This is a genomic window from Kytococcus schroeteri, from assembly GCF_042433515.1.
GTDB classification, from domain to species: domain Bacteria; phylum Actinomycetota; class Actinomycetes; order Actinomycetales; family Dermatophilaceae; genus Kytococcus; species Kytococcus schroeteri.
Map to the genome: position 1 here is coordinate 72142 of NZ_JBHLVH010000013.1, position 25372 is coordinate 97513.

25 protein-coding genes are annotated in these 25372 nt (G+C 70.3%); 11 read left to right on the plus strand and 14 right to left on the minus strand.

The features are described 5' to 3' along the window. Positions 1 to 36 precede the first annotated feature (36 nt). Both ACFFHC_RS06105 and ACFFHC_RS06110 read left to right on the plus strand, forming a co-directional pair. Positions 37 to 1323: a M16 family metallopeptidase gene (locus tag ACFFHC_RS06105; protein WP_379803829.1), complete on the plus strand. Its 1287-nt coding sequence runs from the start codon at positions 37 to 39 to the stop codon at positions 1321 to 1323. Then, entirely contained in the window at positions 1320 to 2750 is a 1431-nt protein-coding gene (locus ACFFHC_RS06110; RefSeq protein WP_379803832.1) for a M16 family metallopeptidase, read from the plus strand. Before ACFFHC_RS06105 ends, ACFFHC_RS06110 begins: the two co-directional genes overlap by 4 nt. A gap of 16 nt (positions 2751 to 2766) precedes the next feature. On the opposite strand, the gene ACFFHC_RS06115 is transcribed toward ACFFHC_RS06110, so the two are convergent. From ACFFHC_RS06115 to ACFFHC_RS06135, 5 genes are all read right to left on the minus strand, one after another. Then, on the minus strand, positions 2767 to 3504 hold the full coding sequence (locus ACFFHC_RS06115; RefSeq protein ID WP_379803835.1) for a hypothetical protein: 738 nt from the start codon (positions 3502 to 3504) through the stop codon (positions 2767 to 2769). Between the two features lie 202 nt (positions 3505 to 3706). Then, positions 3707 to 4714 (minus strand): ribosome small subunit-dependent GTPase A, encoded by a 1008-nt coding sequence (gene rsgA, locus ACFFHC_RS06120; protein WP_379803838.1) that lies wholly within the window; start codon positions 4712 to 4714, stop codon positions 3707 to 3709. Continuing rightward, positions 4714 to 6057: a 3-phosphoshikimate 1-carboxyvinyltransferase gene (gene aroA / locus ACFFHC_RS06125; protein WP_379803841.1), complete on the minus strand. Its 1344-nt coding sequence runs from the start codon at positions 6055 to 6057 to the stop codon at positions 4714 to 4716. The genes rsgA and aroA overlap by 1 nt, the downstream gene beginning before the upstream one ends. Before the next feature lie 16 nt (positions 6058 to 6073). Further along, entirely contained in the window at positions 6074 to 6784 is a 711-nt protein-coding gene (locus ACFFHC_RS06130) for a DoxX family protein (protein ID WP_101849051.1), read from the minus strand. An 84-nt stretch (positions 6785 to 6868) separates the two neighbouring features. After that, positions 6869 to 7543, minus strand: coding sequence for an acetyltransferase (locus tag ACFFHC_RS06135; protein ID WP_101849050.1), 675 nt, complete (start codon positions 7541 to 7543; stop codon positions 6869 to 6871). Positions 7544 to 7593: 50 nt separating this feature from the next. Here ACFFHC_RS06135 and ACFFHC_RS06140 point away from each other — a divergent pair, with 50 nt between their 5' ends. From ACFFHC_RS06140 to ACFFHC_RS06155, 4 genes are all read left to right on the plus strand, one after another. Next, a complete protein-coding gene (locus ACFFHC_RS06140; protein ID WP_379803846.1) occupies positions 7594 to 8451 on the plus strand; it encodes a nucleotidyltransferase family protein in 858 nt (285 codons plus the stop codon). Between the two features lie 134 nt (positions 8452 to 8585). After that, positions 8586 to 9509, plus strand: coding sequence for an NAD-dependent epimerase/dehydratase family protein (locus ACFFHC_RS06145; protein ID WP_101849049.1), 924 nt, complete (start codon positions 8586 to 8588; stop codon positions 9507 to 9509). A 14-nt stretch (positions 9510 to 9523) separates the two neighbouring features. Then, positions 9524 to 11854, plus strand: a complete 2331-nt coding sequence (locus ACFFHC_RS06150; RefSeq protein ID WP_101849048.1) for a glycosyltransferase — start codon at positions 9524 to 9526, stop codon at positions 11852 to 11854. Beyond that, positions 11851 to 13080, plus strand: coding sequence for a lipopolysaccharide biosynthesis protein (locus tag ACFFHC_RS06155; protein ID WP_101849047.1), 1230 nt, complete (start codon positions 11851 to 11853; stop codon positions 13078 to 13080). Before ACFFHC_RS06150 ends, ACFFHC_RS06155 begins: the two co-directional genes overlap by 4 nt. A 107-nt stretch (positions 13081 to 13187) precedes the next feature. Here the strand turns inward: ACFFHC_RS06155 and ACFFHC_RS06160 are convergent, their stop codons facing one another. The 4 genes from ACFFHC_RS06160 to ACFFHC_RS06175 all read right to left on the minus strand — a co-directional run bounded on the left by ACFFHC_RS06160 (position 13188) and on the right by ACFFHC_RS06175 (position 17330). After that, positions 13188 to 14171 carry an acyltransferase family protein gene (locus tag ACFFHC_RS06160; protein WP_379803851.1) on the minus strand — a complete coding sequence of 328 codons (984 nt, stop codon included), beginning with the start codon at positions 14169 to 14171 and terminating at the stop codon, positions 13188 to 13190. 182 nt (positions 14172 to 14353) lie between these two features. After that, positions 14354 to 15508: an O-antigen polysaccharide polymerase Wzy gene (wzy, locus tag ACFFHC_RS06165; protein ID WP_379803854.1), complete on the minus strand. Its 1155-nt coding sequence runs from the start codon at positions 15506 to 15508 to the stop codon at positions 14354 to 14356. A gap of 74 nt (positions 15509 to 15582) precedes the next feature. Then, on the minus strand, positions 15583 to 16194 hold the full coding sequence (locus tag ACFFHC_RS06170) for a sugar transferase (RefSeq protein WP_101849043.1): 612 nt from the start codon (positions 16192 to 16194) through the stop codon (positions 15583 to 15585). An 8-nt stretch (positions 16195 to 16202) separates the two neighbouring features. Next, complete coding sequence (locus tag ACFFHC_RS06175) at positions 16203 to 17330, minus strand: DegT/DnrJ/EryC1/StrS family aminotransferase (RefSeq protein WP_101849042.1); 1128 nt, start codon at positions 17328 to 17330, stop codon at positions 16203 to 16205. 190 nt (positions 17331 to 17520) lie between these two features. Here ACFFHC_RS06175 and ACFFHC_RS06180 point away from each other — a divergent pair, with 190 nt between their 5' ends. The 5 genes from ACFFHC_RS06180 (at position 17521) to ACFFHC_RS06200 (ending at position 21169) form a co-directional block, all read left to right on the plus strand. Further along, positions 17521 to 18186 carry a sigma-70 family RNA polymerase sigma factor gene (locus tag ACFFHC_RS06180; protein ID WP_101849041.1) on the plus strand — a complete coding sequence of 222 codons (666 nt, stop codon included), beginning with the start codon at positions 17521 to 17523 and terminating at the stop codon, positions 18184 to 18186. Positions 18187 to 18191: 5 nt separating this feature from the next. Further along, on the plus strand, positions 18192 to 18437 hold the full coding sequence (gene rsrA, locus ACFFHC_RS06185; RefSeq protein WP_070703820.1) for a mycothiol system anti-sigma-R factor: 246 nt from the start codon (positions 18192 to 18194) through the stop codon (positions 18435 to 18437). A 147-nt stretch (positions 18438 to 18584) separates the two neighbouring features. Beyond that, positions 18585 to 18767, plus strand: coding sequence for a hypothetical protein (locus ACFFHC_RS06190; RefSeq protein WP_101849040.1), 183 nt, complete (start codon positions 18585 to 18587; stop codon positions 18765 to 18767). A 12-nt stretch (positions 18768 to 18779) separates the two neighbouring features. Next, on the plus strand, positions 18780 to 20036 hold the full coding sequence (locus tag ACFFHC_RS06195) for an HD-GYP domain-containing protein (RefSeq protein ID WP_379803861.1): 1257 nt from the start codon (positions 18780 to 18782) through the stop codon (positions 20034 to 20036). Beyond that, positions 20033 to 21169 (plus strand): HD-GYP domain-containing protein, encoded by a 1137-nt coding sequence (locus ACFFHC_RS06200; protein ID WP_379803864.1) that lies wholly within the window; start codon positions 20033 to 20035, stop codon positions 21167 to 21169. Before ACFFHC_RS06195 ends, ACFFHC_RS06200 begins: the two co-directional genes overlap by 4 nt. Positions 21170 to 21240: 71 nt before the next feature. Here ACFFHC_RS06200 and sodN read toward each other — a convergent pair whose 3' ends face one another. The 5 genes from sodN to ACFFHC_RS06225 all read right to left on the minus strand — a co-directional run bounded on the left by sodN (position 21241) and on the right by ACFFHC_RS06225 (position 25313). Beyond that, positions 21241 to 21651 (minus strand): superoxide dismutase, Ni, encoded by a 411-nt coding sequence (gene sodN / locus ACFFHC_RS06205; RefSeq protein WP_070703803.1) that lies wholly within the window; start codon positions 21649 to 21651, stop codon positions 21241 to 21243. Between the two features lie 80 nt (positions 21652 to 21731). Continuing rightward, entirely contained in the window at positions 21732 to 23639 is a 1908-nt protein-coding gene (locus ACFFHC_RS06210) for a polysaccharide biosynthesis protein (protein WP_379803868.1), read from the minus strand. Between the two features lie 150 nt (positions 23640 to 23789). Further along, positions 23790 to 24176, minus strand: coding sequence for a phosphomannose isomerase type II C-terminal cupin domain (locus ACFFHC_RS06215; RefSeq protein WP_101849034.1), 387 nt, complete (start codon positions 24174 to 24176; stop codon positions 23790 to 23792). A gap of 115 nt (positions 24177 to 24291) precedes the next feature. Beyond that, entirely contained in the window at positions 24292 to 24642 is a 351-nt protein-coding gene (locus tag ACFFHC_RS06220) for a S24 family peptidase (protein ID WP_379803871.1), read from the minus strand. Then, entirely contained in the window at positions 24639 to 25313 is a 675-nt protein-coding gene (locus tag ACFFHC_RS06225; RefSeq protein WP_101849032.1) for a GDSL-type esterase/lipase family protein, read from the minus strand. Before ACFFHC_RS06225 ends, ACFFHC_RS06220 begins: the two co-directional genes overlap by 4 nt. Between the last annotated feature and the right edge of the window lie 59 nt (positions 25314 to 25372).

The window sequence follows — 25372 nt, forward strand, 5'->3', positions numbered from 1 at the left end:
GTCGTCGTGTGCCCGGCGCCACGTAGGGTGACGCGCATGCCCGTGGACCTCCCCTTGGTGGAACGCACCCTGCCCAACGGCCTGCGCGTGGTGGTGCAGCCCGACGCGACCGCCCCCGTGGTGGCGGTGAACCTCTGGGTGAGGGTCGGGTCCGGCCACGAGGCGCCGGGGCACACGGGCTTCGCCCACCTCTTCGAGCACCTCATGTTCCAGGGCTCGGCCAACGTGCGCACCGGGGAGCACTTCGAGCGGCTCATGGCCGTGGGTGGCTCGGCCAACGCCACCACCGCCCTGGACCGCACCAACTACTTCGAGACCCTTCCCGCGGGCGCGCTGGACCTGGCCCTGTGGCTGGAGTCCGACCGTCACCTGCTGCTGCGCGAGGCACTCGACCAGTCCACGCTGGACACCCAGCGGTCGGTGGTGGTGGAGGAGAAGCGTCAGCGCTACGACAACCAGCCCTACGGCAGCGCCTTCCACCGCATGCAGGCCGCGCTGTTCCCGGCGGGGCACCCGTACCACCACCCCACCATCGGGTCCATGGACGACCTCATGGCGGCCTCGCTGGAGGACGCGCACGCCTTCCACGCCCGGCACTACCGTCCGGACACCACGGTGCTCACGCTGGTGGGCGACGTGGAGCCCGAGGACGCCTTCGCGCGCGCCGAGCACTGGTTCGGTGACTGGCGGGCCCCGGCCGAGCCGGCCGACACCCCGCCGCTGGCGCCGCTCGGCCCGCTCACCGGCGACGGCCCGCGCCACACCGTCGTGCCCGATGCCGTGCCCTCCTCGCGTGTGCACGTGGCCTTCCGCGCCCCGGCCGAGGAGCACCCCGACCACCTGCCGCTGGCCCTGGGCATGGACGTCGTGGCCGGACTGGCCTCCTCGCGCCTGGCGGCCCGCCTGCTGCGCGGCGAGGAGTCCGTGCACGGCGTCTCCGGGCACGTCATGGGTTCGGCGGCCGGCGTGTCCCCGGGTTTCGTGGTGGCCGACGTGGCCGAGGGGAACGACCCGCGGGCGGTGGCGCTGGCCGTCGTGGAGGAGATGGGCCGGGTGGCTCGCGAGGGCGTCACGGCCGACGACATGGCCACCGTCGCCACGGACTCCGAGCGCGCCTGGCTCTCGAGCCTGGCGCACGCCGACCAGCGGGCCGACGTGCTGGGTCACTTCGCCACCCTGCGCGGCGGGGCCCACCGCGCCTGGGAGTGGTTGGACGACGTGCGCTCGGTGACCGCCGAGCAGGTGCAGGCCGCTGCCGAGCGGTGGTGGCAGCCGGGCGCCTTCGAGGTGCTGGTGTTCGAGCCGCAGGAGGAGACCCGATGACCGCCGTGGACCGCAGCGCCGCCCCTGCCGTGGAGCAGCCGGGGGCGTGGGAGTTCCCCGCCTCGAGCGTGCACACCCTGGAGGGCGCGCAGCAGGTGCGTGTCTTCGAGCTGCCCGGCCAGCCGGTGGTGAGCGTGGAGATCACGGTGCCGATGCCGTGGGCGGCCGAGCCGCGCGCGCTGGAGGGGGTGGGCGTCATCGTGGCCGCCACCCTCGAGGAGGGCACACAGGACCTCCCGGCCGACCAGCTGGCCCGCGCCTTCGAGCGGGCCGGGGTGGACCTGGGCATCAGCTCCACCGAGCACGGCCTCATGGTGGGTCTGGAGATGGTGCCCGAGCGGGTGGCCGACGGGCTGGCGCTGGCCGCGGAGCTGCTGGCGCGGCCCACCTTCCCCGAGGCGGCGGTGGCCCGCGAGGTGCGGGGGCGGCTCTTCGACATCGCGCAGGAGATGAACACCCCGGCGGTGCGGGCGGCCCGCGAGTTCGCGGCGCTGCTGCACGGTCCGCAGGCGCGGGCCGGGCGTCCGGGGGCGGGGTCGGCCGAGACCGTGCAGGCCGTGACCCGGGCCGACGTGGTGGCGCACCACCGGGCGTGGGTGCGCCCGGCGGGTGCGCAGGTGGTGGTGGCCGGACCGGTGGGTGCCACCGAGGTGGCCGCCGCGGTGCAGGAGCACCTCGTGGACCCCTGGCGCGATGCGGTGGACGGCTGGCAGGAGCCGGCCGGGCAGGTGCCGGACGGGGGCTCCGCGGGATCGGCCGCGCCCGAGCCCGCCCCGGCTGCGTCCGAGGCTGCGGGCGATGCGGCGCCGCTGGAGTTGCTCGTGGTGGAGCGTCGTGGTGCCGCCCAGACCGAGGTACGGCTCGGCTGGATCGGTCCCACCCGCCACACCGAGGGCGGGTACGCCCCGTACGCGCCGCTGGCGGTGCACGTGGGTGCCTCGCCCACCTCGTTGCTCGATGAGGTGCTCCGCGAGGAGAAGGGTTGGACCTACGGCATGCGCGCGGCCTTCCGCCCGCGGGCGGGCCGGGGTGAGTTCATGGTCTCGGGTAGCTTCACCACCGAGGCCACCGCCGAGGCGACCCGCGAGCTGGTGCGCCTGCTGCGGAGCGTCGATGCCGGCATCGACGAGGCGGATGCCACCGCGGCGCGCGACTTCGCCCTGCTCACGGCGCCCATGCGCTACGCGACCGGCCAGGTGGTGGCCCACGAGGCCGCGGTGCTCGGGCTCGACGGCCTCTCGCCGGAGTTCACCACGCGCACCTTGGCCGAGCTGGCCGAGGTGGACGCCGCGGCCATGCTGCGGGCTTGGCGGCGCTGGTCGGGCGGGCGCTGGGTGATGGTGCTGGTGGGCGACCACGCGGTGTGGGGCGCGGGCCTGGACGGCCTCACGCCCCACATACAGGTGGTGCCGGCGCCGGGTTCCTGACCCCGCGCCCCACGGGTCAGCAGCCGACCGGCGGCACCGTGATGGCGAAGTCGGTGAGGAACACGCGCTGGTCGCGGTCCATCGTGTTGTTGTCCGCGTTGTCCCAGTTCTCGTAGGTCACGGTGAATCGGGTGAGCTTCTCGCCGTGGGCGCGGACGTTGTGCGTGCCGTCGCTGTTGGGGGCGTCACCCGTCTGGGCGGACTGGTACCACCACCGCCCGTCGGCGAGCTGCTGGCCGGTCAGCGTGTTGCTCGGGGTGGTGGACAGGTTCGTGGAGAAGCCGACGGCGTCGCAGAAGTCGTGGACCACGGCGTCGATGTCGGTGACCTGGAAGTCGATCGTGGAGATCGTCCGGTCGAAGGTGAAGGTCACGTCCTGGTACCCGCCGGGGGCGCACCCGTAGTTGTTCTGGTGCAGCACGAGGCCGGGCTCATCGGTGCCACCGATGACGAACTGGCTGAGCCGCAGGTTGTCGTTGGAGGTGCCCTGGCCGTCGGTGGGCGGGTTCCCGCCGGGGTTCATGTTCACGAAGGAGGTGTTCACCTCCATGCGCAGGGTGCTGCCGTCGGACAGCGGGATCTCGTAGAAGCCGTAGGTGTCCGACACGCGCGTGTAGTGGGCGGACTCCCAGTCCACGGTGACGGGGACGGGCGTGCACTCGCTGGCGGCCACGGCCGGGGCGGTGGACGTGGCAGCGACGACGGGCGCGCTCCAGGCGGCGCCACGCAGGACGGTGCGGCGGGTAGTGGTCATGGGAGGTGCTCCTTGTCAGTGCGTGTGACGCCGTGTCAGGCGAAGGCTTTGGCACCGTAGGGGGTGAAACGAGCGTTTCCCAAGCAGGGGGCTGTCATTCCGCTGTTGCGGAAACGTAGGTGAAGCGACCGTTTTCCGGCAGCGTGGAGTTCGGGTGGAGGGGAGCAGGCCGCACACGGGGCGGGGAGACCCCGCCGCAGGCTCACTCGCTGCCGCGCGCGGCCAGCAACCTCCGCAACGAGTCAAGACGCGCCGCCCCTCCGGCCCCTGCCTGCCCGGACGCCACCCAGCCGTCCAGCCCGCAGTCGTCCACGCCCTCGTGGGGGCAGCCGCGGGGGCACGCCTCCGTGCCCCCGGCCAGGTCCGGAAAGAAGCCGACCAGATTCTCGGCATCGACGTGGGCCAGCCCGAAAGAGCGGATGCCGGGGGTGTCCACCACCCAGCCGCCGTCGGGCAGCTCCAGGGCCACCGCGGAGGTGCTCGTGTGCCGTCCGCGCCCGGTGGTGTCGTTCACCCCGCCCGTGGCGCGCCCGGCGCCGGGCACCAGCTCGTTCACCAGGGTCGACTTGCCCACCCCCGAGTGGCCCACGAGCACTGACCATCCGCCGGAGACCAGCTCGCGCACGGCATCGAGGCCCTCGTGCGGGTCGTCCCCGCGCCGCGCCACCACCAGCGCGGGCACGTCCAGGGCGGCGTACTGCGCCACCAGGGGGCCGGGGTCGGCCACGTCGGCCTTGGTCACCACCAGCGCGGGCTCGATGCCGGCGTCCCACGCCGCCACCAGGCAGCGGTCGATGAGGCGCGGACGCGGCTCGGGGTCCGCCGCGGCGGTCACGATGAGCATGCGGGCCACGTTGGCCACCAGCACGCGCTCCACCGGGTCGGTGTCGTCGGCGGTGCGGCGCAGCAGCGTGGTGCGTGCCTCGCGGCGCACGATGCGCGCCAGCGCGTCCGGGTCGCCGGACAGGTCGCCCACCAGCGAGACGTCGTCGCCCACCACGATGCCCTTGCGGCCCAGCTCCCGGGCCTTCATCGCCCGCACGCGCACGCCGTCCACGAGCACGTCGAAGCGCCCGCGGTCCACGGCCAGGACCCGACCGGGCGTGGCGTCCTCGTGGGCGGGGCGCTGCTTGGTGCGGGGCCGCGAGCCGCGCTTGTTGGGCCGCACGCGCACGTCGGCCTCGCTGTAGTCCGAGAGCCGGCGGGCCATCAGGCGCCCACCATCGCGTCCCAGAGCCGGTCGAAGCCGGGCACGGTCTTGCCGGTGGTGGCGATGTCCTCTACCTCCACGCCCTCGGTGCGCAGTCCGAGGATCGCCCCGGCCATGGCCAGACGGTGGTCGGCGTAGGTGTGGAACAGCCCGCCGTGCAACCGGCGCGGCGTGATGGCCAGGCCGTCGGGCAGCTCGCTCACCTCGCCGCCCAGGGCGTTGAGCTCGGTGGCCAGCGCGGCCAAGCGGTCGGTCTCGTGGCCGCGCAGGTGGCCGATGCCGGTCAGTCGGCTGGGGGAGTCGGCCAGGGCCGCCGTGGCCGCGATGACGGGCGTCAGCTCCCCGGCGGCGGAGAGGTCCGCCTCGATGCCGTGGAGCTCGCCACCGGTGACGGTCAGGCCCCGCTCGTCGAAGGTGCAGGTGGCCCCCATCCGGGTGAGCAGGTCGCGCACGTGGTCGCCGGCCTGGGTGGTCTGCGTGGGCCACCCGGGCACGGTGACGCTGCCACCGGCCACGGCGGCGGCGCACAGGAAGGCCGCAGCGCTGGAGAGGTCCGGTTCCACGGTGACCTCGAACGGGTCGGGGCGGCGGCCCTCCACCCACCAGGTGCGCTCGTCGCGCTGCTCGGTGTGGACGCCCACGTGCTGCAGGGCCGCGAGCGTCATTTCCACGTGGGGGAGACTCGGCACGTCGCCGGTGGCGTGCACGGTGAGCCCGCCGGGCACGGTGCACCCGGCCAGCAGCAGGGCGCTGACGAACTGGCTGGAGGCCGAGGCGTCCACCTCCACGCGGGCGTCGTCGGGGTCGGCCTGGGTGAGCGCACCTGCGAGCCGCAGAGGGAGCACGGACCCATTGGACCCGGGCTCCACGGTCATGCCCAGCGAGCGCACGGCATCGAGCAGGGGCGTCAGCGGTCGGTGGCCGAGGCGCTCGTCGCCGGTGAGGGTGACCGGGCCGTCGGCCAGGGAGGCCAGCGGCACCAGGAAGCGCAGCACGGTGCCGGCCAGGCCACAGTCCACGGGCTCGGTGGGGGCCTGCCAGCGGGTGGCGGGGGAGACGGTCCAGCGGACGGTGCCGTCGGCATCGGTGGACTCGGCGACCGCGTGGCCGAGGGAGCGCAGCGCCTGCACCATGAGCCGCGTGTCGCGGGCCTCCAAGGGGGCAATGAGGCTGCTCGGGCCGCTGGCCAGTGAGGCGAGGGCGAGCCAGCGGTTGGTCCAGGACTTGGAGCCGGGAACCGTCACGGTGGCGTTCAGCGGGGTGTGGGCGAGGGGCGCGGGGTACGCCGCGGGGCGCGCGGATCCACCGGTGTGGTCCGCACGCCCCGTCGGGTTGGTGCTCATGTGATCGGCCTGGTGCTCAGGCGACCTTCTTCTTGGCAGTGTTGTAGGAGTCCTCGACGGCGTCCAGCGCACGGTCGATGAAGGAGTCCTTGCGCTTCTTGGCGGCGAAGGCCTTCTTGCCGGCCTTGGCCTGGCTGCCCAGCAGGCCGGTGACGCCCGCAGCCTTGCCGGTGGCCTTGCCCGCGGAGCCGCTCACGGTGGCCTTGGCCTGCAGGGCCTTGTTCTCGGCCTGGAGGGCCAGCACGTCCTTCTTGAGCGCGGCCACGGTGCCCAGGTGGTCGGCGCGGTCACCGGCGATGGAGGCGGCGTTCTGCGCGCGCCAGGCCAGACCCGGCTTGCCGGCGGTGTCCACGGAGGCCAGCAGCAGGCCACCGGCGATGGCCAGGTCCTTCATGAACTGGATCTGCGTGCCCTGACGCTCCTCGCCGTCCTGCTCCCAGAAGCGGTGGGTGGAGAGGTTCACGGCGGTCACGTCGGCGGCCAGGGCCAGGGCGCACAGGCGCGGGGCCACGCCGAGGGCCAGACCGGCACCGGCGACCACGGACACGTAGCCGTGCACCTTCATCAGGGTCTCGCCATCGGTCTGGACGCCCACGGGCTCCAGCACCTCGTCCGCGGCCTGCTGGGCGATCTCGGCGCCGTAGGACGGGTTCTTCACGTGCTGCATGCCGGAGGCGAGGAAGATGCCACCGAGCATCGGGCGGGCGATCATGCGGATGGGGTCCATGAGGGTCTCCTCTGTCGTGGACGGACTCGTTGTCAGCCTAACGCCGCGCGCCGACAGCGTCCTGTGGGGTGAGAGTGCCCCGCGTCACCTCGTGGGAAGCGGGCGGGCGGGGGATCCCACCACCGTCACGCCGTCGGGGACGTCGCGGACCACCACGGCTCCGGCGCCCACCATGACGTCGGAGCCGATGGCGACCCCTTGGATCACTGCGGCACCGGTCCCGATGGTGGAGCGGGCGCCGATGGTGACGTTCCCCGAGACCGAGGCGTTCGGCATCACCGTGACCCCAGGGCCGAGTTGACTGTCGTGACCGACCGCGGCACCGCGGCCGACATGGGTGTGCGAGCCCAGTTCGATGTTGGTGGTGACCGTCGCGAACGGGAACACGACGCACCCCTCGTGCATGCGGACGTCGGGGCCGATGTGGGCCTGGGCGCTCACGAGTGTCGCCTCCACCAGGCCCGCGTCCAAAGCGCGCTCGGCCAACTCCAGCCGAATCGAGCCCGAACCGATGCCCACGGTGAACCTGGCACCGGGGAAGCGTGCGAGCTCTTCGGTGCCACCGAGGTTGCGGAGTGAGATGCGCTCGAGTACCTCGGGGTCCGGAGACCCATCGTCCACCGCTCCCAGGACGTGAGCGGGAGCCGGGGGGAGTACGCCGGCTCGCACCAGAGCCAGTACCTCGCGGGCGTGACCCCCTGCGCCGACCAGCACCAGTTGTGACGATCCGCCCGGACGCTTGTTACGAGAGATGGACACGGCACGTACTCTATGCTCGACGGAAAGTGCTCGGGAGAGAGGGAGCCCGCGTGGCTACGCACGAGGTCGAGGTCAGGGAACGACTTGACCTCATTCATGCCCTGTGCCAGTACGTGGCGGACTCCTCGGGAGTGGACATCCTGGCAGTCAAGGGAGCGGTCGCCCGCGAGCAGTTCACGGCAAGGACCCGGATCGGCACCGACGTGGATGTCCTCGTGCGGCCCGGTCAGGCGGACCGCTTCGTGGAGGCGCTCACCCGGGGCGGCTGGACGATCGGCCGGGATGCGCACGATCTGGATCTGTCGAACCACGCCGTCGTCCTCGAGCACCCTCTCTGGGGCCTCACCATCGACGTGCACCGACACTTTCCCGGGTTCTCGGCCTCGCCGACCGATGTCTTTCGCTGCCTGTGGGCGGGGCGCGAGTATATACGTCTTGGCGGTCGCAATTGTGCAGTCCCGAAGCGGTGTGCCCACGGTGCCGTGCTGATCGTGAATGCCGCGCGAAACCCGATGGATCATGACGCCAGGCTCGTCCACGATGGGTGGACGAGCCGTGAGTTCGGGCGTGGCGTGACGATGGTGCACGAGCTTGGAGGGGCCCAGGCCGCGGCCACCCGGTTGCCTGAGTTGTTCCACCCCGAGCGGCGCTCCTACTACTGGCAGGTGGTGAGCAACCAGCCCACCGGGACAGCGATGTGGCTCGCCCGCATCTGGGATACACCGGGTGTGATGCCGCGGTTGAGGCTCTTGGCCTATGCGCTGGTCCCCCCGCCTCTGTGGGGTGAGCGCAACGGTTGGGCGCAACGTCTGCGGCGCACGCCGGAGCACTGGGCGAAGGGGCTGCGCCAGTTGCCGGGTGCTGTGCGACGTCTCGTGCGTATGGCCTGGGGTCCCCGGCGGCGGTGAGTACGGAAGACGTCCGTGACGGACAGGGACCGCGCGTGTGACTGGTGGCACAGTCTCATCAGTGCCGTCCTCCCGACGCCTCTCCGGGGATGGGCTACCTTGGAGGCCGTCCCGAACCCCAGTCTGGAGCCAAGATGCGTATTCTGATCACTGGAGGAGCCGGGTTCATCGGCTCCAACCTCACCCGCCTCGCCCTGGACAAGGGGCACCAGGTGGTGGTCGTTGATGACCTCTCCACTGGGTACCGGGACAACCTGGACGGGCTCGACGTGGACTTCCGTGAGGGCTCGGTCCTTGACGACGAGCTCATGGCCTCGGCCATGGTGGGCGTCGAGTCGGTGACGCACCTCGCCGCCCTCGGCAGCGTGCCGCGCTCCATCGCGAACCCCCGTGCCACGCACGAGGCCAACGCGACCGGCACGTTGCGTGTGCTCGAGGCCGCGCGTGACGCAGGGGTCAAGCACGTGGCCTGTGCCTCGTCCAGCTCGGTGTACGGCATGAACCCGGCGATGCCCAAGCACGAGCGCGAGTGGGTTCGGGCGATGTCCCCGTACGCCGTCTCCAAGCTGGCCACCGAGCAGTACACCCTCGCCTTCCAGCAGTCCTACGGCATGGACACCTTGGCGTTCCGCTTCTTCAACGTCTACGGGCCGCGGCAGCGGGCCGGCCACGTGTACGCCGCGGTCATCCCGATCTTCCTGGACGCCCTGCTCAAGGGGGAGGCACTGCCGGTCAACGGTGACGGCTCCAACTCCCGCGACTTCACGTACGTGGGCACCGTGTGTCGAGTCCTTCTGGATGCTGCCGAGCGCAAGGTGACCAATCCCGAGCCGGTGAACCTTGCATTCGGCACCAACACGACGCTGCTGGAGCTCATCGACCAGATTCAGGAGGTCTCCGGCCAGGCCGCGGAGGTCGTGCACCGGGACCCGCGCCCGGGCGACGTAAAGCACTCCCAGGCGATGAACGACTCCCTCATGTCGCTGTTCCCCGACGTGGAGCCCGTGACCCTGAAGCAGGGCATCGCCGAGACGCTCGAGTACTTCAGGTCGCTCTGAAGGAGTCTGGGCGCATGCGCGTGCTGATCCTTCTGAAGACGAATGAAGGGGGGATGTGGATCCTCCCCCAGGTTCGAGCGCTGCGGGCTCGGGGGGAGGAAGTCGTCGTGTGCATACCGGAAGGGGACGGCAAGCTCCGCCGAGCTCTGGACGGCGAGAGCATCGAGGTCCTGCCGAGCCCATTCGACTTCGAGTTCGGGCCGCGCTTCTCGACGTTGCGGGGCCTGCTCGCGTTGCGGAGCCTTGTTCGTCAGGTGTGCCCTGACGTCGTGCTGTACCACCTCTACGCCTCGGCACTGGCGGGACGCTTGTCCACCATCGGTCTTCCGCTGCGGAGGGTCCACATGGTGGCGGGGCCGCTGTACCTTGATTCACCCATCATCGCCCGGCTGGAGGGGTTCCTGCGCGCGCTGGACGACACCCTCATCTCCGGTTCCGAGTACACCTTCCGGCGGTACGAGCAGCTCGCCGGTCCTCGCCCGGGGAACCACACGGTCGTGCCCTACGGCGTGGACGCGGAGGCCTTCGTTCCTGCCACCCCCGAAGAACGGCGCCGGGCTCGGCGTCGACTGGGGATCCTGGAGGACGAGTTCGTGGCGATCATCGTGGCTTACGTCTACGCACCCAAGACACTCGCCGGGTACACGACCGGTGTGAAGGGTCACGACACGCTGATCGAGGCGTGGGATGAGTTCGCGGCTGGCCAGGAGGGTGTCCGCCTGCTCATCGTCGGGGGTGGCTTCGACGATGAGGGAGAGGTCTACCGGCAGGAGCTGATGGCTCGCTATCCGGGACGCGGCTTGTTGTGGACCGGCAAGGTCACCGACGTGGCCAGTTACTACGCCGCGGCTGACGTGAGTGTGAGCCCTTCGCTCTCCGAGAACCACGGGGCGGCCTGCGAGGCCGGGGCGCTCGGGCTGCCTTCCATCGTCAGTGACGCCGGGGGTCTGCCCGAGACCGTGGACACTGCAAGTGGCTGGGTATTCCCGCGGGGGGATGTCCCAGCCTTGGCGGACCGACTGCGGGCAGCGCACCAGGCCTTCGTGGAGGGACGTCTGCGGGCGATGGGGGTGGCTGCGCGCGACCGTATGGTGCGGTTGTTCCACTCACCCTCGGCTGCGGAGAGCGTGGCCGATGCCGTGCAGGGCGTCGTGGGTTCCGGTGATCCGGTCGTCACGGCCTTCACGGAGGCGCACTTTCATCGAGGGCTCGCCGGGGTCACTGCACCCGATGGTGCGAATGGCGACTCGCAGTGGGGCCGGTACGCAGCGTTGGGAGGGACGCTGCGCGTTGCAGGCCGTACGTCGGCCCCGGAGGAGATCACGGGCGGTGAGGTCGTGAGCACCTCGGCTCTCGTCCCGCTGCCCGAGTACCACGGTGCAGGCGAGTTGGTGCGTGCTTCTCTGCCCTTGATCCTTGCCGTCGACCGGGCTGTCGCGCAGAGCGATCTGGTGATCTGCCGTGTCCCGGGCCCCATCGGTACCCTCGCAGCTTTGAGCGCTCGCTGCCGTGGCGTCCCCTATGTGACGGAGATGGTCGGTGACCCTCTTGACGTGCTGTCCAGTGGTGCAGCCGGGGAAGTGGCCAGACGAGCCGCCAAGGGGGCGGCCAAGGTCACCCGTTGGGTGGTGTCCCATGCTGCCGCCGCACGGTTCGTGACTCGAAGCAACCTGCAGGCGGTCTATCCGGCCGCCCTTGGCCGCCCGGTTTTTGGTATTCCCAACGTGCGTATCCCGCGTGCAAAGTTGCGCAGCGAGCCTCGCGCCATGACGGGAGAGAGGGTTCGTCTCCTGGCCGTGGGGTCGCAGGAGACGAACTACAAGGGGCACGACATCGCGATCCGCGCCCTCGGCCACCTGCGTGAAGACGGCGTCCGGGCACACCTCGTGCTTGTGGGCGGGGGTCGGCTCCACGAGGACCTGAAGGAACTCGCCGGTGAGCTCGGTCTGACGGACTCGGTGGAGTTCACCGGGGCCGTGAGTCGGTCGGAGGTGCGGCTGGCCATGGAGGCGGCCGACATCTTGGTGCATCCGTCACGGACCGAGGGGCTGCCAAGGGTGGTTGTTGAGGCCATGGCCACCGGTCTCCCTGTCGTAGCGACACCGGTCGGTGGTGTGCCGGAACTCGTGCCGTCCGATCGACTCGTGGGTGTGGATGACCACCGAGGCCTCGCTCGCGCCGTGGCAAGCCTGCTCGATCCGGTGGTCTATGAGGAGTCCTCGAGGCTCTCGCTGGAGACCGCTGAGGGGTACGTCCAGGAGCGCGTCGATGAGGCGTTCGCGGAGTGGGTTGCGACGCTCCGATCGCTCGCACAGGAGCATCGTGCGAGGAACGGAGGCGCATGACGGGAAAGGCGGGCCAGGCTCTCGCGGGCAGCCTTGCCTTCAACCTGGGTCAGTGGGCCCTCGTCGTTGCACTGAGCCGCTGGGCGGGCTTGGAGGTGATGGGGCAGTTCGCGTGGGCCCTGGCGGTGTGCACGCCTGTCTTCATGCTGACGAACCTGAGCATGCGTGTCGTTGCTCTCACCGATGAAGACATGGACCACCGGTTCCCGGACTATGCACGACTCCGTCTGTTGTGCTCCGTCGTGGGAGTTGGGTTGGTCTTTCTGCTCGCCCTGGCGCTGGGGCACCTGACGCTCGTCGTCGCCATGGTTGCTGTGGCGAAGGCCTTGGACGCGATCGGGGAGGTGTTCTACGCGTGGTTCCAACGGCAGGAACGCTTTGGGCCCGTGGCGCTCAGTCAGATCGCCAACGGATTCCTCACGCCGTTGGTGGTGGGGGCCATGCTGCTTGGTGGTGTGCCGGCTCAGATCGCTGTGAGCGGCAGTGTCGCCGCCTCCTTCAGCGCGTTGGCGTGGCTTCTGGTTCTGGCTCAGAAGCAGGGATTGGGACCCCTCACCCTGCACTTCTGGAGGGCGAGCCCCGCCACGTCGTGGCGTGGACTCCTTCTCGTGGCGGCTCCTGCCGGGATCGCGTCGGCGGTGACGTCATTCCTGGCCAACATCCCCCGGTATGCCATCGAGGACATCTTGGGGGCCGAGGCGCTGGCCGTGTACTCGGCCATCTCCTACATCCAGATCGCGGGGCTGACCGTGGTGGGGGCCGTGGCCACGGTGCTGCTGCCACGACTGGTCTCCCTGCGTGAGAGCGGTGGTATCCGCGCAGTGGTCCGGGCGACAGCCATCTGGGCGGCAGGTCTGCTGGCCCTCACCCCTGTTGCAGCAGGCGTCGCTTGGCTGCTCGGTGCGCCGGTGCTTCGCCTGCTGTACGAGAAGGACGTCTTCGTGGACGTCCCGGTCCTGGTCTGGCTCGTCGTGTCGCTGGGGCTCGCCGCGGTGGGATGGATGTTCGATCTGGGACTCGCTGCACGTCGCTTGTTCCGTGCTCAGCTGTACTCGACCCTGCTCACCGTGCTGGTGGTGGTACCGCTGGCGTGGTTCCTCACCGCCCGGGGCGGCCTCACGGGAGCTGCGGTTGCTGCTGCAACGGCAGCCCTGGTCCAGGCCATCATCCGGCTGGGCTTTCTCGTGGCGGTGCCGTCGCAGAGGCCGGTGGTGGGCACGCCTTGAATGTGGCCTGGGTGGTCCTGCACGTCGCCGCAGGGCTGCCGGTGAGCCGCCCAGGGGTGGCGACCCGGCGCGGTTTGGTGTGAACTGAAGATCCCCGGCGATCTGGCTTACGCGTTGCGCCCGGTGAGGATCGGTGGTGTGGTCCTGGACCAGCGGAACAGCGGCGTCCTCGCGAACGGAGAAAGAGCCAGCGGGACGAGGTAACCAACCACCAACAGGATGGGGGTGACGATCCACCAAGATGTCACGCCCAGGTCCTCCAGGAAGAGCCAGCACCCTCCGATGGCTGCGCCGTGGACCAAGTACCACACGATGGAGTTCTTCCCCACCCACTGCATCCAACGGGGCCACGAGATACGGCTTGCGCACCAGATCAGAAGCAGTACACCGCCCACGGAGAGGGCATAGGCGTGGATCCCGCGCGACCAGCGCGCCTCTGGATCGACCACGACGAAGACCGACCACAGAAGAACGAACCCGGCGAGAACGCCGGGCACGAGACCGCGTGTGGACTGCCATCTCGTCATCCAGTGACGCGATGTGGCGCCCAGGAAGAAGAAGCTGCTCCACCAGGCGTAGTGGATGACCAGCTTCGCCACTGCCAGATCAGGGACGAACGTGTATGCGCCGATGGCGATGAGGGCCAAGGGGGCGGGGAAGACCCACACCGGTAGAGAGTTGGCCAGGAGACCGAGCGCGTAGCAAGCGGTCAGGACCATCAGGAACCAGAGATGGTGGTAGCCGATGATCCAGGTGCGCGGGTCAAGGAGTGCCTCCGTCTCACGGAAGGCCACGACCGTCACGAAGGTCCAGACCAGGTACGGCCAAACGATCCCCTTGAGCTTTCCGGAGATGTAACGCTTGGTTCCCTTCGTCAGCGAGGACTCCAAGAGCATGCCTGAAAGAAAGAGCAAGGTGGGCATTCGGTACGGCTGAAGGGCGAACTGCCACCGCTCAAGCCATGGAGGGGGCTCGGCTCCCAGCTGCATCGGCAGGACGGGAACGTGGAGCAACACCACTAGGAGGACGGCCAAGCCCCGTACCGCGTCCATCCATTCGATTCTTCCGTTCTTCGTCTTTCCTTCGGTCATCGTCCTACCATCCACGGTGCGTCTTCCTTCTCGGGTCTGACATGGGCCGCTCTGTCCATGCCCTCGGACTCGTGAAGGGGATGGGCATTGTACGGCGGCTCTCGAGTGCTTGGCCTCTTGCGGGACAAGGTCGGCCCATGACCGCGGGGTAACTGCTGTTGCCCCGCGGTCATGGGCCGACCTTAACGTGCAACTGTTGCACCTCCGGCACGCACCCGGGGTGCAGGATCGGTGCTCGGCTGCGTGGTGCGGGGGACGGCCTTGGCTGGAGCCGTGGTGCGAGTCAGCCACACGACCAGGAGAAAGACTGCTCCGTACAAGAGCGTTGAGAGCAGCATGTCAAGGTCGCCGCGCATCGAATACATGAGGAAGGTGATGAACAGCGGCGCGAAGAAGAGTGCCGGCCGCCACGTGGTGGCCTTGGTGAGTAGGTACTTGTGGAACACGGCCAGTAGCGCAAAGACGACAAAGACGCCGACCAGGCCCGCGTTGAGGCGCGCCTCGCCCACGAGGGAGAAGCCGTACCCCGCCTTCGCGTGGGAATCGAGATAGAACTGCACGAACCAGTCGCTCAATGAGGTGAACCCCGAGCTCGAGCCTCCACTGATCATGTTCCAGTAGGAGTGGGTCGCGTCGGTGTCATTGATGGGGTAGCGACTCAAGAGGTAGGTGTCGACGAAGAGGAGGGACCCCTGGTTGAGCACTCCGGTCGTGTCGAGGTCACCATTTCCTCGCGTCGCGAAGATCCATGTTCCCAAGACCGCGAAGGTGCCCCCGACGATCGGTGTCCATCGGGCTGAGCGCAGCAGTCCGAACGTCGTTGCATGGACGAACAGGCTGAAGATCAGGAAAATGAAGTCGCGTTCCGCTGACAGTAGTCCATAGGCAATGAAAACGACCGCGTTGAGGAAATACCACTTGCGAGCCGTCTTGTCCGGCCAGATGAAGAAGAGCATCGACAGGGCGATGGTCTCCAGAAGGACATACTGGTAGTGCAGCGCGGGGGCGGTGCCGACGGACACGGCCTTCTCAAAGGGGCTGAGGACGGCCAGCTGGAGTGCGAAGAACCCCCCGTAGAGGGTCAGGATGAAGAGGGCCACGGAGTAGCCTGTCCATCGTGTCCCGTCGTCGCGCCGCCAATAGGGGTTCGTCCGGAGGGCTTGGGAGTCCCGCGCCAGCAGGTCCACAGTGAGCCAGGCGACGAGTACGACTAGGTATGCGATGCAGGCATCCGGGACCTCTGACACCACGGTGCCTTCGTAGATGTCCTCGCCTCGCATCGTGTTTACGACGGGGCCCAAGGAGAAGAAGGCGAAGTAGGCCGCGACATAGGCCATGACGGACGAGCGTGGACCGCGCCGAAAGAGTAGGACCAGTACGGCGGACGAACAGACGAGAATCTCAGTAGGGCTCACGCGCTCTCCCCGCTCCCACGGAACTCCGTCATCGTCGCCTGCCCGTCTTCGGCGATTCCTTCACGGCAAAGCACCGCGCCGACCGTGTGCGCAAGGATCTTGAGATCCAGCACCAGGCTCTGGCGGTCCACGTACTCCACGTCGAGCGCGAACCGCTCCTCCCACGTCAGGGAGTTGCGCCCCGAGGCCTGGGCCAGCCCGGTCAGTCCGGGCTTGGCCTCGTGACGCCGGGCCTGCGTGGGGGAGTAGAGCGGAAGGTACTTCATCAGGAGTGGGCGGGGGCCGACGAGGCTCATGTCGCCCCGGACGATGTTCCACAGCGTGGGGAGCTCGTCGATGCTCGTGGAACGGAGGAAGGACCCGACCCTCGTCATGCGCTCGGCATCGGTCACGCGGCCACGAGCCTCGTCCACGTGGTGCATGGTGCGGAACTTGATCATCTCGAACGGCTCACCGTGCAGACCGGGCCGCGTCTGGCGGAAGAACACCGGCGAGCCGAGAGTGGTGCGGATCGCCACGGCTGCCGCGGCCTGCACCGGCAGTGAGGCTACGAAGGCGGGAACGGTCAGCGCGAGGTCGAGTGCTCGCTTCACCGGCGCGTAGCTCACGAGGCCCCTCAGGCGTCCAGCAGCGTCGTGAGCGCCTCGATGACGCGCTCCTGCTGCTCGTCGGTCATGGTGCTGCTGCTCGGCAGGTTCAGGCCCGTGCGGAAGAGCTCCTCGCACACCTCGCCACCCACCACCGGGGTGTCGGCGAACACCGGCTGCATGTGCATCGGCTTCCACAGGTGGCGGGCCTCGATGCCCTGGCCGGAGAGGGCGCCCTGCACCGCGTCCACGTCGAAGCCGGGGCGGTCCACCACGATGCTGGTCAGCCAGCAGTTGTCGAAGTGGGCGTCGTCCTGGTCCCCGAGCACCCGCACGCCCTCGAGCGCACCGATGGTCTCCACGTAGCGCTCCCGGATGGCGCGGCGACGGCCGATCAGGTCGTCCAGCCGGCCCAGCTGCGCGCGGCCGATGGCCGCCAGGATGTTGGACAGTCGGTAGTTGTACCCGTGCTCGGTGTGCTCGTACCACGGGACGGGCTCACGGGCCTGCGTCGAGAGCTTGCGCGCGTGGGCGATGAGCGCCTCGTCGTCGCTGACGAGCATGCCCCCGCCGGAGGTGGTCATGATCTTGTTGCCGTTGAAGGAGAACGCCGACGCCAGCCCGAAGGAGCCCGCGGCGCGGTCGCCCAGCCGGGCGCCCAGCGATTCCGCGGTGTCGCAGAACAGGGGGACGTCCAGCTCGACCAGCCCGGCCTCGAGCACGTCCATCTCGCAGGCACGGCCGAAGAGGTCCACCGGGACGGCGGCGACCACGGTCTCGCCACGGTCCTTGAGGTCGCGCACGGCCTGCAGCATGAGCTGCGGGTCCACGTTCGCGTCGGACGCCTGGGAGTCGACGAACACCGGGGTCGCGCCGGTGTAGGCGATCGCGTTGGCGGTGGCGGCGAAGGTCATGGAGCTGGTGACCACGTGGGTGCCGGGGCGGGCCCCCAGGTGGATCAGACCCAGGTGCAGGGCCGCGGTGCCGGAGCTCAGCGCGAGGGCGTGCTTCGCGCCCACCCGCTCGGCGAGCTCGGCCTCGAAGGCGTCCACCTCCGGTCCCAGCGGGGCGACCCAGCCGGAGCGGATCGCGCGGACAACGGCCTGTTCCTCGGCATCCGAGATGTCAGCCATCGAGAGGTGGATGCGCTCGGTCATCGGGGGGCCTTTCCGGTGGGCACTCGGGACTCCGGTCACCGTACCCCGGGACAGGGGCGGCGGCCGTCGGGTCAGGGAGCGGGTCTCCGCGATGTGGGTCACACCGGCTGCGCCCAGCGCGAACACCGGCCCGCGGCGCGCCGCACCGACCTACGATGTCCCGGATGACGAGCCTCCAGGAGGGTCTGCGATGACGCCCACCACCCGTGAGAAGCCCGCCACGACCACGGCCGGGTCGGCCGACGACGTCGTGGACGTGGCCACCGAGACCCCCGAGGAGCAGGCTGCCCGCTTCGAGCGCGAGGCCCTGCCGCACCTGGACCAGCTGTACAGCGCGGCGCTGCGCACCACCCGCAACCCCTCGGACGCCGAGGACCTGGTGCAGGAGACCTACGCCAAGGCGTTCGCGGCCTTCCACCAGTACAAGCCGGGCACCAACCTCAAGGCGTGGATGTACCGCATCCTCACCAACACGTACATCAACAACTACCGCAAGAAGCAGCGGCAGCCGCTGGAGTCCGACGCCGCCGAGGTGGAGGACTACCAGCTGGCGGCGGCGGAGTCGCACACGGCCAAGGGGCTGCGTTCGGCCGAGACCGAGGCGCTGGACCACATCGCCGACACCCAGGTGACCGAGGCGCTGGCGCAGCTGAGCGACGAGTTCCGCATGGCCGTGTACCTGGCCGACGTGGAGGGCTTCGCCTACAAGGAGATCGCCGAGATCATGGACACCCCCATCGGGACCGTGATGTCGCGTCTGCACCGCGGAAGAAAGCAGCTGCGCGAGGCGTTGGCCGAGTACGGAGCCGAACGCGGCTTCGGTCGGAAGTCTCAGGTGGAGGAGGTCTCGTCGTGAGCCGCATGTGTCACGAGTACCTCGAGAAGGTCTACGCCTACCTCGACGGGGAGATGTCCGACGCCGACTGCCGGGCCCTGCAGGCGCACCTCGAGTCGTGCCCGCCGTGCATGGCCGCCTACCAGCGCGACGCGCGCCTGAAGGAGCTCGTGCGCCGGTCCTGTGCGTGCGAGCCGGCGCCGACCGAGCTCCGCGAGCGCATCGTCACCTACATCCACACCAGCGTGACGGTGGTGCGCCGTCAGGCCTGAGCGGCCCCTGAGTGTCACGCCGGAGGCTGGGCCGACGCTGGATCGAAGGTAAAGATTTGCCCAAGAAGAGGGGCGAACCTTGGAGAAGGCTGGGAGGGGTGCCCACACTGGTGGCGCCCCTCAACGCCCCCATTGAAGGAGATCCCCATGTTCATCGAGGCCATCACCGCCCTGTCCGACGCCGCGCAGACGGCCAACATCTCCATCGAGACGGTCGCGCACGCCGCCAACATCTCCATCGAGACGATTGCGCGCGCCGCGAACATCTCCATCGAGACCAGCAACATCTCCATCGAGGTCGAGGACGCGCTGCGGAAGTTCTCTGCGTGACAGCGTGAACGCATGAACCGTCTCCTCTGGGGCGTGGTGCCGACGGCTTTGGTCGTCGGCACCACGACTTTGTGCCTGGTCCCGCTCCCCGAGGTCAGATACTGGCCGATGGCGGTCTTCTTGGTCGTCCTGGCGGCTGCCGCGCACCGGTACACGGCCGTGACGCGGTGGCTCGGCCTCGGCCACTCGCTCATGGGCACGGTCCAGGCACTGTCCTGGCTGTTCGCCGGGCCGTGGGCTTCGCTCATGGCGTGCCTTGCTCCGGTGGTGGTCCCCCGGACGAGAAAGCCGTGGCAGGTCCATGCCTACAACGTGGGGACCTTCGTCATCATGAGCAGCGCGGGGTGGTGGGGCTTCCACTGGGCCGGCGGTGAATACCTCGGGAACGCCCGGCACCCCATTCAGGACGTCGCCTGGCCCACCGTGGTCGGCGCGCTCTCACAGCTGCTGACGAACATCCTGCTCATCGTGCCGGGTCTGGCTCTCCTGCGCGGGCACGGACTGCCCGCTCTGGCACGTGACGCCGCCACTGTCCTGCGGGTGGGATCCTTCAACCAGGTGCTCGGCAGTGTGGTGCTCGCCCTGGCCACCTGGGGCATCCACCCCCGCGGGCTGGGGCTCCTCGTGGCGGCAGTGCCGCTCATGGTGCACATGGCCGTCCTGGCCACCATCCAGGAGGCCGAGACGGTCCAGACCCGTGCCCTGCGCACCCTCATGCGAGCCGCCAAGACCAGCGACCCGTACCTCGAACCGCACGGTGCCCGTGTCGCCGAGTACGCCAAGGAGGTCGGGCGTCATCTCCGTCTGGGCCCCCACCAGATGGAGAGCCTCGACCTGGCGGCACGGCTGCACGACATCGGGTTCGTGGCCCTGCCCCCGCAGGAGGGGGAGCGCGAGCAGGGGCACGGTGAGCAGGGTGCCCGCATGGTGCAGGGGCTGCCCTTCCTCGATGCCGCGGCGCGCCTCATCCGGGACAGCCACGTGCCGGTGCCTGCCGGGGCCGAGATGGACACCGAGCGTGCCCAGCCGATCGAGCTCCGGGTGCTGCAGGTGGCCGATGCGGTCGACGCGTTGGTGATCGAGCGGCCGGACATCACCGTCGAGGAGATCTGCGACCTGCTGGAGGCGGACCCGACGCGCTACGACCGGCGCGCCGTCGACGGCCTCCGGGAGGCACGGCCGGTGCTGCGCCGCCACGACGTCGCCCTCGAGGACCTACCGGGGTGGTGGCGCCACGACCTGCCGCGCGCCGTCCGGGGTGCCGCGTGAGCGCCGCACAGGGCGGGGCCGTCCTCCTCGCAGTGGTGCTCGTTGCCGCGGTCCTCGTGGCGCGGCGCTGGCCCCGGTTCCTCATGCCGATGTGGCTGGTGGCCAGGGCCGGCCAGATCGGCCTTGTGGGCCTGAGCGCCATCGCCGCGTGCGGGGGGCTGGACGGCGTGGTCGCTGCGCTGGTGGCCGCCGCGGTCAGCAGCACCGCAGCGCTCGCCCTCTCCCGCCGAAGGCACCCCGGAGCATCCGTCACCCCGGACCTGCTGTGGTGGTTCGGGGGCTCCGCGGTCACCGGCCTCCTCGTGGCGGCGATCTGGTGGGCTCCCGTGGCCAAGGGGTGGCTCTCGCTGCTCGTGGCGCTCACGGCAGGGGCGGGCCTCGTGGTGGAGCTCATGGCGGGGCGCGGGGGGTCCGGGCGCCGGGGACCACGGGCGATCCGGCCGGCCGAGGCCTTCGCCACGCTGAGCATGGCGGCCACCGCCGCGGCCCTCATCGCCGGGGTGCCCCCGGTGGGCTGGTGGTTCGCCCCGCTCGCCCTGGCACCCCTGCTCAACATCGCGGCCGCCCTGCAGGGGCGCCACCGCGCGCTGGCCGTGGCGCAGGAGACGGTCACGGCCCTCTCACGCCTCCCTGACGTGGGTGGGTACACCCGGGACGGGCACGGCCAGCGCGTGGCCGAGGTGGCCGTGGGCATCGCCGCCTCCCTGGGCCTCTCCGCCGTGGAACGCGACCAGCTCCGGCGGGCGGGCCTCATCCATGACGTCGGACTGGTGTCCCTCAACACCCGCATCACCGACGGGAGCACGAGCCTCCTGGCGCCCCTGGACCAGCAGCGCATCGCGGCCCGCTCGGCGGAGATCGCCGCCGAGATGCCGGAGGACGCGCCGGTCATCGACGCCCTGCGGCACCAGGCGCACCCCTTCATCGATCACGTGACCTACCGCGCGGATGTCCCCCGGGCCGCCCGAATCCTCAAGGTCGCCAACGCCGTGGACGACTACGCCGGTGGCCGTCGTACCCCGGAGGCCCTGAAGCGCGCCATGTCCCGCATCTCGATGCAGCAGGGCTACGAGTTCGACCCCGAGGTGGTCGCCATCGCCCGTCGGGTGGTGCGTGGCCTGCGGGAGGACTGAGCGACCGACCCCGCACGCGCCGAGGGCGCCACCGGTGACCGGTGACGCCCTCGGGCAGGGGAGGAAGTGGCTCAGGCCTCCTTCTTGGTCTCCCAGAAGATCTCGGCGATCTCGTCGATCTTGGCCAGCAGCTGGTCGGCCACCTCGGCGTCCAGCGCACCCTTGGCGCCGGAGGCACCGGCGAGCTTGGTGGCCTCGTTGACCAGCTGGTGCAGCTGGGGGTACTTCTCGAAGTGCGGCGGCTTGAAGTAGTCGGTCCACAGCACCCAGAGGTGGTGCTTCACGAGCTCGGCGCGCTGCTCCTTGATGATGATGGCGCGGGTGCGGAAGTCGGCGTCACCGGCCTTCTCACCGTCGACCTTGGCGATGATGCCCTTGATGGACTCGGCCTCGATGCGGGCCTGAGCGGGGTCGTAGACGCCGCAGGGCAGGTCGCAGTGGGCGCTGACCTCGAGGGTGGGGGCGACAAAGCGGGAGAACATGTCACAACCTTTCGCGGGAGTGTTCGTCGCTGCCCACGCTAGTACGTGGGCAGCGATACCGCGACGGGTGGGGTGGCGCGTCAGAGGTCGCGGGCGGGGTGGGCGCCCTCCTGCTCGGGGTGCGTGCGCCCATCGCCGAGGACCGCGTTGCTCTGCGTGTCGTCGGTGCGGCGCACCTCGAGGTCGAAGGTGGCCTCCCGGTCCATGTATGCCCGGGCCGACTCCGCGTCGTCGAAGACCAGGTCGCGGACCACGTCGCGGTCGAGCAGCGGCACGTCCACGGCGGAGACCAGCTCGTGGCCGGTGACGCGGGCGTCGTCACCCGGCTTGAAGAGCTCCTCGCTCATCTTCTCGCCCGGGCGCAGACCGGTGTACGTGATCTCGACGTCTCGCTTGCCGGACATCGCGATGAGGCGCTTGGCCACGTCCACGATCTTCACCGGCGTGCCCATGTCGAGCACCATCACCTCGCCGTCGTGCCCGATGGCGGCGGCCTGCATCACCAGCTGGCAGGCCTCGGGGATGAGCATGAAGTAGCGCTCCACGTCCGGGTGGGTGACCGTCACCGGCCCGCCCTTGCGGATCTGCGCGGTGAAGGCCGGGATGACCGACCCGCGGGACCCGAGGACGTTGCCGAAGCGCACCGAGACGTAGCGGCCGGGCTCCTTGCCGGCGAAGTCGCTCGTGATGCGCTCGGCCAGCCGCTTGGAGTAGCCGAGAACGCTGGTGGGGTTGGCGGCCTTGTCGGTGGAGACGTTGACGAAGGTGCGCACCCCGGCGGCGCTCGCGGCCGTGAGCACGTTGTGGGTGCCCATGACGTTGGTCAGCCACGCCTCGTGCGGGTAGGCCTCCAGCAGGGGCAGGTGCTTGAGCGCCGCGGCGTGGAACACGACCTCCGGGCGGTGGCGCTGGAAGACCGCGTGCAGGCCCTGCAGGTCGCGGATGTCGGCGAGCACCAGGTCGTCGGAGTCGAGCAGGCCGTGGCCGACGAGGCTCATGGAGGTGGCCTGCAGGGAGGACTCGTCGCGCTCGAGCAGCAGCAGCTTGGCCGGCTTGAACTTGGAGATCTGGCGGGCCAGCTCGGAGCCGATGGAGCCGCCGGCGCCGGTCACCAGCACCACCTTGCCCGAGAGCTCGGCGGAGATGGCGGCCTGGTCCAGCTCGATGGGGCGGCGGCCCAGCAGGTCGGCGAGGTTGATGTCGCGCAGGTCCGAGACCTGCGGGCGGCCGTCGGCGATGCTGGCGACCGGGGGGAGCACCATGGTGCGCAGGCCGGCCTCGTCGCCGAGCTCGGTGAGTTCGCGCAGGAGCTCGGAGTCCGCATTGGGGAGGGCGATGATGAGGTGGCTCGCGTCGTGGGCCTCGGCGAGGGCCTTGATGTCCCGCCGCGTGCCGCGGACGCGCACGCCGTCGATCCGGAGCTTCGCCTTGCTCGGGGCGTCGTCGACGAAGCCGACCGGCGTGTAGGCGGCCTTGGGGTCCTCGATGATCGACCGGACGAGCTGCCGGCCGGCGGAGCCCGCCCCGAAGATCAGGGCCCGGTGCTCGCGGTCGGCCGAGGCTGCCTGCCGCGTGTTCCGGGCACGGAGCACGAAGCGCACGGCCAGCATGCCGGCCAGGGCCACCAGGCCCGCGATGAGCGGGACGCTGCGGGGGACACCCACGCCGGGGCTGGCCAGCTCCACCACGAGCAGCACAGCCATCGTGATGAGTGTGACCCGCGCGAGGTCGGCGACCTCTTCGAAGGAGCCCCGCTGGTGGCCGACCGCGTAGGGGCCGACGACGAGGCCCAGGGCCACATGGAACGCGGCGGCCAACGCGGCCATACCGATCGTTCCCAGCAGATGGGCCTCGCCGATCGAGAAGTCGAACCGCAGCGCGGTGGCGGCCCAGGTCGCGACGAACCAGAGGAGAGCGTCGATCCCCGCCCACGTCAGGCGGACCGCTCGGTCCCGGGTCGTCTGGTCACTGCGCAGATCGTTCGCCACGGTCTCCCTCTCGTCGGTGGTGGTGCGGTCCCCGAGGGGACCACCCCGAAGATAGCCGACGGTGGGCGGCGCGCCCCACGCCGTGGACTACGGCGTTCGTCACATGGCGAACCTCGCCACGGGGCGCGGCTCCGCGACGGGCAACCCGCCTCAGCCGCGGGAGTAGTCGTCCTCCAGGCGCTCGATGTCGCCCTCGTCGAAGGTGCCGAAGGCCACCTCGAGCACCTGTGCGTCCTGCGTGCCCGGGTTGCCCAGGCGGTGGGTGGCGCCGCGGGGGATCCACACACGGCCGCCGGCCTCCACCGTGGTGGTCTCGTCGCCCACCTGCGCGGTCACGGGGCCATGGGTCACCACCCAGAGCTCGTCGCGGTGCTCGTGCACCTGCAGGGAGAGGCGCTGGCCCGGCAGCACGGTGATGAGCTTCACCGTGGACTGCTCGTTGTGGGTGAACTGCTCGAAACGACCCCAGGGGCGGGAGTCCTCCACCACCTCGGCGCGGGGGTCGCGGCGGGCGGCGTCGGTGGTGTCCTGCTGCACGGGTCTGCTCCTGCTCGTGGGGGTGGAGGGACGTCACGGGTCCTCCGGCGGTGCGGCCCGACCATCGGGGTCGGTCCACCACAGAGGGGGCCCCAGCGTAACCGGCGGAACCGGCTCAGGCCCTCCGTCGGCGGTGTGAGGCCCACCGGCGCCGTCGGGGGAGGCGGGCCAGGACGACGGCCACCACCGCACCGGCCGCGACCGGGCCGAAGGTGCGCGAGTCCGTTCCGGCACCCGGGTTGTCGCTGGCGAGCCACCAGCGGACGTCGTCGTCCACCACTCGGCGGTGGGTGGCGCGCTTCACCCCCATCGGGCGGGGGCCGGCCGGGCCGGGCGGGAGCTGGGCGACCACGAGCCGGCCGGGGCGGGGTCGCGCCCCGTGGAGCACGAGGAGCCGGTCCCCCTCCCGGAGGACCGGCTCCATCGAGCGGCCGGAGACACGCGCCAGGCCGATGCGGGGACTCACTCGCCCAGACGCATCCAGCGGTGCCAGCCACCGTTGAGCACGAGCCAGGCGAGCAGGCCGTAGCCGGTGCGGCCGGGGTTGCGGCCGTCGCCGGCGAGCATCTCGGCCTCCCACTGCTGGTGGCCCAGCAGCGGGGTGAAGCAGTCCACGAACGGGACGCCGCGGCGCGCGCACACGTCGGCCTGCGCGTCCACGATGGCGCGCAGCTTCTCGTTGGCCACCGCGTCCACCACCGGGGTGGGGGAGACCACGAAGGTGGCGATGCCGTGCGTGGCCGCGTCGTCGAGCATGTTGGCCACGTTGAGGCGCGAGCGGGCGGTGGTCAGCGCGGCCTCCGGGTCCCCGGCACCGACGCCGATGACCAGACGGCGCTCGTTGCGCTGCTCCCAGCGCGGGTCGCACTCGGTGCGCCAACGGGCCAGGAGGTGGGCGGAGGTGGCACCCACCACGCCCAGGTTGTAGGCGGCCAGGTCCACGTGCTCCAGGGGGGTGCGGGCCATCACGCGGCCGACCCAGCCCAGGGCCCGCTCGTCGCCGTAGCCGGCCACCGACCCGTCGCCCACGAAGCACAGCCCGATGCGCCGCTGGCCCTCGCTCACCTGGAACTGCTGCTTGCTGTCGAAGGTGGGGCGGGTGCTGTCACTGGGATAGGTGGGGCGGGTGTCGGTCACGCCGGCTCCTTGGGGTTCGTGGGTGGGTGCGTGGGGGAACCTACCGGTCCGGCGCACAT